This window comes from Aeromonas sp. QDB18 (assembly GCF_027705325.1).
Classification (GTDB): domain Bacteria; phylum Pseudomonadota; class Gammaproteobacteria; order Enterobacterales; family Aeromonadaceae; genus Aeromonas; species Aeromonas caviae.
Genome location: NZ_JAPDBQ010000039.1, coordinates 20,804 through 28,683 on the forward strand (window position 1 = coordinate 20,804; position 7,880 = coordinate 28,683).

The 7,880-nt window shown below is 61.9% G+C and carries 7 protein-coding genes; all 7 read right to left on the bottom strand.

The genetic code is table 11. The features are described 5' to 3' along the window. Position 1: 1 nt before the first annotated feature. On the bottom strand, positions 2-1,084 hold the full coding sequence (gene mraY / locus OKC30_RS08445) for a phospho-N-acetylmuramoyl-pentapeptide-transferase (RefSeq protein WP_010675838.1): 1,083 nt from the start codon (positions 1,082-1,084) through the stop codon (positions 2-4). Then, positions 1,078-2,433, bottom strand: a complete 1,356-nt coding sequence (locus tag OKC30_RS08450) for a UDP-N-acetylmuramoyl-tripeptide--D-alanyl-D-alanine ligase (RefSeq protein ID WP_270663448.1) — start codon at positions 2,431-2,433, stop codon at positions 1,078-1,080. The genes mraY and OKC30_RS08450 overlap by 7 nt, the downstream gene beginning before the upstream one ends. Further along, positions 2,430-3,914, bottom strand: a complete 1,485-nt coding sequence (gene murE / locus OKC30_RS08455) for a UDP-N-acetylmuramoyl-L-alanyl-D-glutamate--2,6-diaminopimelate ligase (RefSeq protein ID WP_270663450.1) — start codon at positions 3,912-3,914, stop codon at positions 2,430-2,432. The genes OKC30_RS08450 and murE overlap by 4 nt, the downstream gene beginning before the upstream one ends. A gap of 95 nt (positions 3,915-4,009) precedes the next feature. Beyond that, a complete protein-coding gene (locus tag OKC30_RS08460; protein ID WP_270663452.1) occupies positions 4,010-5,776 on the bottom strand; it encodes a penicillin-binding transpeptidase domain-containing protein in 1,767 nt (588 codons plus the stop codon). Further along, entirely contained in the window at positions 5,773-6,087 is a 315-nt protein-coding gene (gene ftsL / locus OKC30_RS08465; RefSeq protein WP_010675842.1) for a cell division protein FtsL, read from the bottom strand. Before ftsL ends, OKC30_RS08460 begins: the two co-directional genes overlap by 4 nt. Positions 6,088-6,090: 3 nt before the next feature. Beyond that, a complete protein-coding gene (gene rsmH, locus OKC30_RS08470) occupies positions 6,091-7,029 on the bottom strand; it encodes a 16S rRNA (cytosine(1402)-N(4))-methyltransferase RsmH (protein WP_042015088.1) in 939 nt (312 codons plus the stop codon). Further along, positions 7,030-7,488, bottom strand: a complete 459-nt coding sequence (mraZ, locus tag OKC30_RS08475) for a division/cell wall cluster transcriptional repressor MraZ (protein WP_039040489.1) — start codon at positions 7,486-7,488, stop codon at positions 7,030-7,032. It lies immediately after the preceding gene. Positions 7,489-7,880: the final 392 nt, after the last annotated feature.

Here is a 7,880-nt window from a genome sequence, read left to right on the forward strand (position 1 = left end):
CTTACCTCACCTTCAGGGTGGCGAGGCCAAGCAGCACCAGCATGAGGGTGATGATCCAGAAGCGCACGATGACGCGCGGCTCCGGCCAGCCCTTCTTCTCATAGTGGTGATGGATGGGGGCCATGCGGAAGATCCGCACGCCGCGCAGTTTGTAGGATCCGACCTGCAGGATCACCGAGACGGTCTCCATCACGAAGACGCCCCCCATGATCACCAGCAGGAACTCCTGGCGAACCAGCACCGCGATGGTACCGAGCGCGCCGCCCAGGGCCAGGGAACCGACGTCCCCCATGAAGACCTGGGCCGGGTAGGTGTTGAACCAGAGGAAACCCAGGCCCGCGCCCACAATAGCGGTACAGACGATCACCAGCTCGGAGGTGTAGGGCACGTAGGGAATGTGCAGGTAGTTCGCGAAGTTGACGTTGCCGGTCGCCCAGGCGATCAGGGCGAAGCCTCCCGCCACCATCACGGTCGGCATGATGGCCAAACCATCCAGGCCATCGGTCAGGTTGACTGCGTTGGAGGTACCGACGATGACGAAGTAGGTCAGCAGGATGAACATCAGGCCGAGCTGGGGCATCACATCCTTGAGGAAGGGGACCACCAGTTGGGTCTGGCCATCGTGGGTGGCCGTGGCGTAGAGGAAGACCGCCACACCCAGCGCGACCGCGGACTGCCAGAAGTACTTCCAGCGGGCGATGAGGCCGTCGGTGTTCTTGCGCACCACCTTGAGATAGTCATCGGCAAAACCGATGGCGCCATAGGCCCCCAGCACGAACAGCACCAGCCAGACATAGGGGTTGTCGAGACGGCACCAGAGCAGCACAGAAGTGAAGATGGCGGCAATGATCATCAGGCCGCCCATGGTCGGGGTGCCCTTCTTGCTGAGGTGGGATTCGGGACCGTCGTTGCGGATCACCTGGCCGAACTTCATGATCTGCAGGCGACGGATGAGGCGCGGCCCCATCCAGAGCGCCACCACCAGACCGGTGATGATCGACAGGATGGCGCGAAACGTCAGATAGGAGAAAACGTTGAAGAAGGTGAAGTGCGGGGTGAGCAGTTCCGCCAGCCAGACTAGCATGTGGCTGACTCCTGATGGCCCTTGACCATCTCGACAATATCTTCCATGCGGGAGCCACGGGCGCCCTTGACCAGAATCGAAATTTCCTGATGTGTCTTTATCATTTGCGCAAGCACTTCAAACAACGACGCCTTGTTATCGAAATGTCGGCCAGCCGCGGCATCTGCGGTGTGGCGACTCTGTTCCCCTACGGTCAGCACGGCATCGAGGCCCTGCTCACGGGCGTGGTATCCGACCCGTGCATGCTGCGCGGCGGACTCCTCACCCAACTCTTTCATGTCACCGAATACCAGCACCTTGTAGCCGTTCATGGCGGTCAGGGCATCGATACCCGCCAGCACGGACTCCACGCTGGCGTTGTAGGTGTCATCCACCAAGGTGAGGCCACCCCAGCGTTGTACGCAGAAACGGCCCTTGACCGGCGCCATCTGCTCCAGCCCCGCCTTGACGGACGCAAGCGATGCGCCCAGCGCCAGGGTCCCGGCGGCAGCAGCCAGGGCGTTGGCCACGTTGTGGCGACCCGGAATGGCCAGAGTCAGGTTCACCTCTCCCTGGGGCGTCACCATCACGAACCCGGCACAACCCTGCTCGTTGAGCACGATGTCGCGGGCGTGGAACGGCTGACGCTGATCCTCGAGGGAGAAGGCGCACTGGATGCCCTTTTCACGCCACTTCGGCCAGAACTCGTTGTCGGCATTGACGATGGCGGTGCCGCCCTCGCCTAACCCTTCGAAGATTTCGCTCTTGGCATGGAACACCCCTTCCAGGGAGCCAAAGCCTTCCAGGTGCGCGGCAGCGACGTTGTTGATGATGGCGGCGTCGGGTCTGGCGAGCGACGTGGTCCAGGCGATCTCGCCCGGGTGGTTGGCTCCCAGCTCCATCACCGCGAACTGGTGTTGCGGCTCGAGGCGCAGCAGGGTCAGCGGCACCCCCACCTCGTTGTTGAAGTTGCCGGCGGTGGCCAGCACCTCCCCTTCACAGCGCAGGATGGCCGTCGCCATCTCCTTCACCGTGGTTTTGCCACAGCTGCCGGTGATGGCGAGCACTTTCGGATTGATGCGCTCGCGCACCAGCCTGCCCAGACGCCCAAGCCCCTTGAGGGTGTCGCCCACCACCAGTTGTGGAATGGCCAGCGGCAATTCGCGCTCTACCAGCAGGGCACTGGCGCCGACGGCAACTGCCTGGTCGCAGAAATCGTGGGCGTCGAAACGCTCGCCGCGCAGGGCCACGAACAGCGCCCCCGCGCCCAGGGTACGGGTGTCGGTGCTGACCGCCGTGATCTCATGGTCGCCCCCGATCAGACGGGCATCGAGCACCTGCGCCAGGTCGGCAAGCCTGAGGGTCATCATTTGAATGACTCCATTAATGTGTGCAAGGCGGCTGCGACGGTTTCCCGATCGCTGTAGTGCCGCTTGTCGGTTCCAATGATCTGATAATCCTCGTGGCCTTTGCCGGCCACCAGGATGATGTCCTCTTTGCTCGCTTGACTCAGTGCCAGCTGGATTGCCTTGGTCCTGTCGTGCTCAATCTGCACGGCGCCGGGATCGCGAAGACCCGCCACCATGTCGGCCATGATCCGGGCCGGCTCCTCGGTACGGGGATTGTCGTCGGTCAGGATCACGCAGTCCGCATGCAGCTCCGCCATGGCAGCCATCATGGGACGCTTGCCGCGATCCCTGTCGCCGCCGCATCCCACCAGGCACCAGAGCCGGCCGTGACAGTGCACCCGCAGGGCCTGCAATGCCTTCTCCAGCGCATCCGGGGTGTGGGCGTAATCGACCACGGCGAGCGGCGCATCGCCACCGCCGAAGCACTCCATGCGACCGGTCACCGGTTGCAGTCTGGGGGCCGTCGCCAGCAGGTCATCGAAGTCGTAGCCGAGCACCAGCATGGCGCCCATGGCGCCCAGCACGTTGCTGACGTTGAAGCGGCCGAGCAAGGGGGCGGATAATACACCATTCCCCCAGCTGGAGTTAATGCGCGTATCAAAACCTTGTTGGTGGAAATGGGGATCCTGCGCCGTCAGTTGTCGTCCGGCATGGTTTTCAATCGGACCATGAACCCCGAAGGCCACCGCACCGGGATAGGTCGCCAGCCATTGCCGTCCCAGATGATCATCGGCGTTGATGACGGCGCAAGGCTCATCCACCAGCTTCAGCAGCTCTTCCTTGGCGGCGGCATAGGCCTCCATGGTACCGTGATAGTCCAGATGATCCCGGCTCAGGTTGGTGAAGACTGCCGCGGCAAACGGCAGGGCCGCCACACGATGCTGCACCAGACCGTGGCTGGAGACCTCCATCGCCACCAGATCGGCCCCCTGCAGCTGCAAGGCGGCCAGATTGGCCTGCACCTGGACCGCGCTGCCCGTGGTGTTCTCTGCTTCGATGAGCTCGCCGAACAGACCGTTGCCTATGGTGCCCATGACCCCGGCCTTGCCCCCCAGCAGGGTGCGCCAGTTGGCCACCAGCAGGGCCGTGGTGCTTTTGCCGTTGGTGCCCGTGATGCCCACCAGTTGCAGCTTTTGCGCAGGGTGACCGTAGAAATGGCCGGCCAGCTCGGAGAGACGAGCAGGAAGATCCCTCATGCCGATGCAGGGGATCTGGGTCGCCGGAGGGACGAATTCTCCGTCCTCCTCAAACAGCACGGCGGTCGCTCCCTGAGCCACCGCCTGTTCGATGAAGCGCCTGCCATCCACCTGATGGCCACGAATCGCCACGAAGAGCGAGCCGGGACCGACCCGCCGACTGTCGAGCTGGAGATCGGTGAGGGAAAGCGCCGGGGCATCGATGCCGAAGCGGCTCATCAGTTGATCAAGTGTGCGGGGCGGCATGAGAAGCCTCCGAAAATGCGGGAATGCGGGCGCTCGTACACGCCATGGAAAACGCCCCGACAGCAGCGGGGTCGATGGAAAAAGCCGGATGCCCGTCAAGTACGCGGTGCGCCATTGTTGGCCTCCGTGCGGGCAAGCTTGGCGGGTACCTCGGGCGGGATCGCATCAGGACGGATGTTGAAGAGCTGCAACACGCCTCCCATGGCCTCCGCAAAGGGCGGGGTCGCCACGGCACCGCCGTAGTAGGCATCCCACTTGGGTTCGTTAATCACCACCACCATGACGAAACGGGGATTGCTGGCCGGCGCGAAACCGGCAAACCAGGCCATGTAGTCCTTGCCATAGCCCCCAGCCACGGCCACCTTGGCGGTACCACTCTTGCCACCGACCCGATAACCGGGGATCTGGGCCTTGGGAATGGCATTGCTGACCACGTACTCCAGCGCCTGCAACATGGCAGCGGCGTTGTTGTGATCGATGACCTGCTCACCCTTGGGCGGCTTGGTCACCTTGATGATGGAGAGCGGAACCCGCTTGCCCTTGTTGGCCAGGGTGGCGTAGGCGGAGGCCAGCTGCAGCGGGGTCACTCGCAGACCATAACCGTACGACAGGGTGGCTCGCTCGATGTCGGACCAGCGGCGACGCTGGGGCAGCATGCCGCTGCTCTCCCCCATCAGGCCGCTGCCGGTGTCCATGCCGAAGCCCACCATGCTCAGGGTGTTGATCATCTCCTGGGCCGGCATCCGCAGCGCGATGCGCGACATGCCGATGTTGGAGGAGTAGCGCAGGATGTCGTAAAGGTTGGTCGCCTTGTGGATACTCACGTCACGGATCTGCTTGGCCCCGATGAAGAGGGGGCCGCCCGGGATGAAGTCCTTCCAGCTGGTGACACCGGCTTGAAAGGCACTAAGCAGAATCAATGGCTTGACCGTGGAGCCCGGCTCATAGGTATCGGTCACCACCCGGTTTCGCACCCGGAAACTCTGGTATTGGCCACGGTTGTTCGGGTTGTAGGAGGGGGTGTTGACCATGGCGAGCACCTCGCCGGTCTTCACATCCAGCATCACCATGGAGCCGGAGGTGGCCTTGTTCTCGTCGGTAGCCCGTTTGAGGGCGCGATAGGCCAGCGCCTGCACCCGCTGATCGATGCTCAGTTGCAGATCGTTGGCGTGTTTGCCCTCTTTCACCAGGCCCAGGCGCTCAATGACGCGGCCCTGCCTGTCCTTGCGCACCCTCATCTCGCCAGGGGTTGCGGTCAGCCACTCGTTGTAGCTGCGCTCAATCCCCTCGATGCCGCTGCCATCGATGTTGGTCACCCCCACCAGGTGGGAGCTTATCTCGCCGGTCGGGTAGAAACGGCGCGCCTCGGGGCGCAGATAGATGCCCCCCAGCTTCAACCCCTTGATGTACTCGGCCACAGCAGGCGTCACCTGCCGCTGCAGATAGACGAAGCGCTTGCTCGGGTTGGCGATGCGATGCTTGAGGGTGTTGATGTCGAGCTTGAGCACGGCGGAGAGTGCCAGCCAGGCACGCTCGTTGTGGATGGCACCGGACTCATGCACCGTCTTGGGATCGGCCCAGACCGCTTCGACCGGCACGGATACCGCCAACTGTTCGCCATTGCGGTCCGTGATCATGCCGCGCACCGCCTGGGTGGAGGTGGTGCGCAGGGAGCGCATGTCCCCCTCCTGGCGCAGTCTGTCCGGATCGATCACCTGGATCCAGGCCAGCCGCAGGATCAGCCCCGCAAACGCGATGCCGATGAAGAAAACCAGGGTACGAAAGCGCCACGGGTAGAGTGAGGGTGCTTTCGCCTTGGCTTTGTCCTTTGCCGGAGCCTTGGTGGCGGCCTTGCGTGTCATGGTTGTGTAATTACCTTTTCAGTGGTCACCAGGGGACGAGCCATCTGCAACTTGTCCATGGCCAGACTCGCCACCCGGGAGTGCTCAGCCAGTGTGCCCTGTTCCAGCAAGAGGTGGCGCCACTCGATGTTGAGCCTGTCCTCCTCCGCCATCAGATCGTTCTGCTTGGCCGTCAGACCCCGGGTCATGTTGGTCACCAGGATCACCGCAAAGGCGGTGACCAGCACGGCGACGGTCAACAGGACCTGCAACTTGTGGCGCCAGAGATCCGCAACGATCTCCCTGGCGAGGTGAACGCGCACATCGCTCATCGCTTACTCCGCAAGACGCTCTGCGACCCGCAGCACCGAGCTGCGGGACCGGGTGTTTTCATTGACCTCGTGGTCGGAAGGCTTGAGCGCCTTGCCGATCGACTTCAGCTTGCGACCACCGGCAAGCTGGGCTTCGGTCAGGGGGATCCCGTGGGGTACTTCCGGACCTTTCTCATGCTTGCGAATAAAATGCTTCACCAGCCGATCTTCCAGAGAGTGGAAGCTGATGACGGAGAGACGACCGTGAGGAGCCAGCACGTCCAGCGCGCCGTTGAGGGCGGTTTCGATCTCGTCCAGCTCGCTGTTGATATAGATGCGGATGGCCTGGAAGCTGCGGGTCGCCGCGTGCTTTCCCTTCTCCTTACTCGGGTTGACCCGGGCAATCATCTCCGCCAGCTGGCGGGTGCGCACATAGGGCTCGGTCACCCGATCGTGCACGATGGCGCGAGCAATCTTCTTGGCGAAGCGCTCCTCACCGAAGGTTTTCAGCACCCAGGCGATGTCGTCCACATCGGCACGGGCCAGCCACTCGGCGGCACTCTGACCGGAGGTGGGATCCATTCTCATGTCGAGCGGGCCGTCCTTCATGAAGCTGAAGCCACGCTCGGCATCGTCAAGCTGGGGGGAGGAGACACCGAGATCCAGCAGGAAGCCATCGACCTTGCCCAGCAGGCCGCGCTCGGTCAGATAGCGGGTGATGCCGGAGAAGGGACCGTGCACGATCTCGAAACGGGGATCCTGGATCTTGGCCGCCTCGGCAATGGCCTGGGGATCCCGGTCGATGGCGATCAGACGGCCATTGGGGCCCAGATGCTGGAGAATGAGACGAGAGTGACCACCCCGGCCAAAGGTGCCGTCGACGTAGATACCGTCCGGCTTGATGGCCAGCCCTTCGACGGCTTCGTGCAACAGCACTGTGATGTGTTCAGCGGCTTGGGTCATTTATAAAGAAAAATCCTGTAGTCGTGGTGAACTTGCCCAGTCGTCCTCGGGCAGGCCCAGGATGTCGTCGTTGATCTGTTGTTGCCAGCGGGCTTCATCCCACAGCTCGAATTTGTTGAGCTGGCCCACCAGCATGACTTTCTTGTCTAGCCCGGCATGGCTGCGCAGCGGCTGGCTGAGCAGCAGACGGCCATTGCCATCCAGTTCGCATTCGGCCGCGTGGCCGAGCAGCAGACGCTGCAGGCGGCGTTCTGCCGGGTTGGTGCTGGAAAGGGTCTTCAGCTTGCGCTCCACCTCTTCCCATTCATTCAGGGGATAAAGCAGCAGACAGGGATGGGCGATGTCGATGGTGCAGACCAGCTGGCCGTCGCACTCGTCGCGCAGCCAATCACGAAATTTGGTCGGAATCGCCAACCGCCCCTTGCTGTCCAGGCTGATGGCGTGAGCGCCACGCAACAAATTGCAGTCCCCGAAAGGTGAGTTATGGGGGCTAGATGCCCAATAAAACCACTTTGATCCACTTTTCTCCACCATGAAGTTTAAGGACGAGCAGGAGGCTTTTCAAGCAAGGATCTCGGGCATGGGGAACATATTGACGCAGCGTGATGGGACTACCGATTAAATGAATTGATTTTCCACAAGTTATTTGTGTTACCCGCAACTCGATTAATTTTCAGCAATTAAAAAACTGACAAATTGCACGAATAAACATCAGCCATACAGGCCGCGCTTCTCCAGCGCCATCACGATATTCAGAACATGGAAAAATTCCACATAATACCAATCAGATTAAAGATGTGATCTAATTGCTCTATTCTGGTTTCACTGTACTCAGTATGTCCGATCCAATC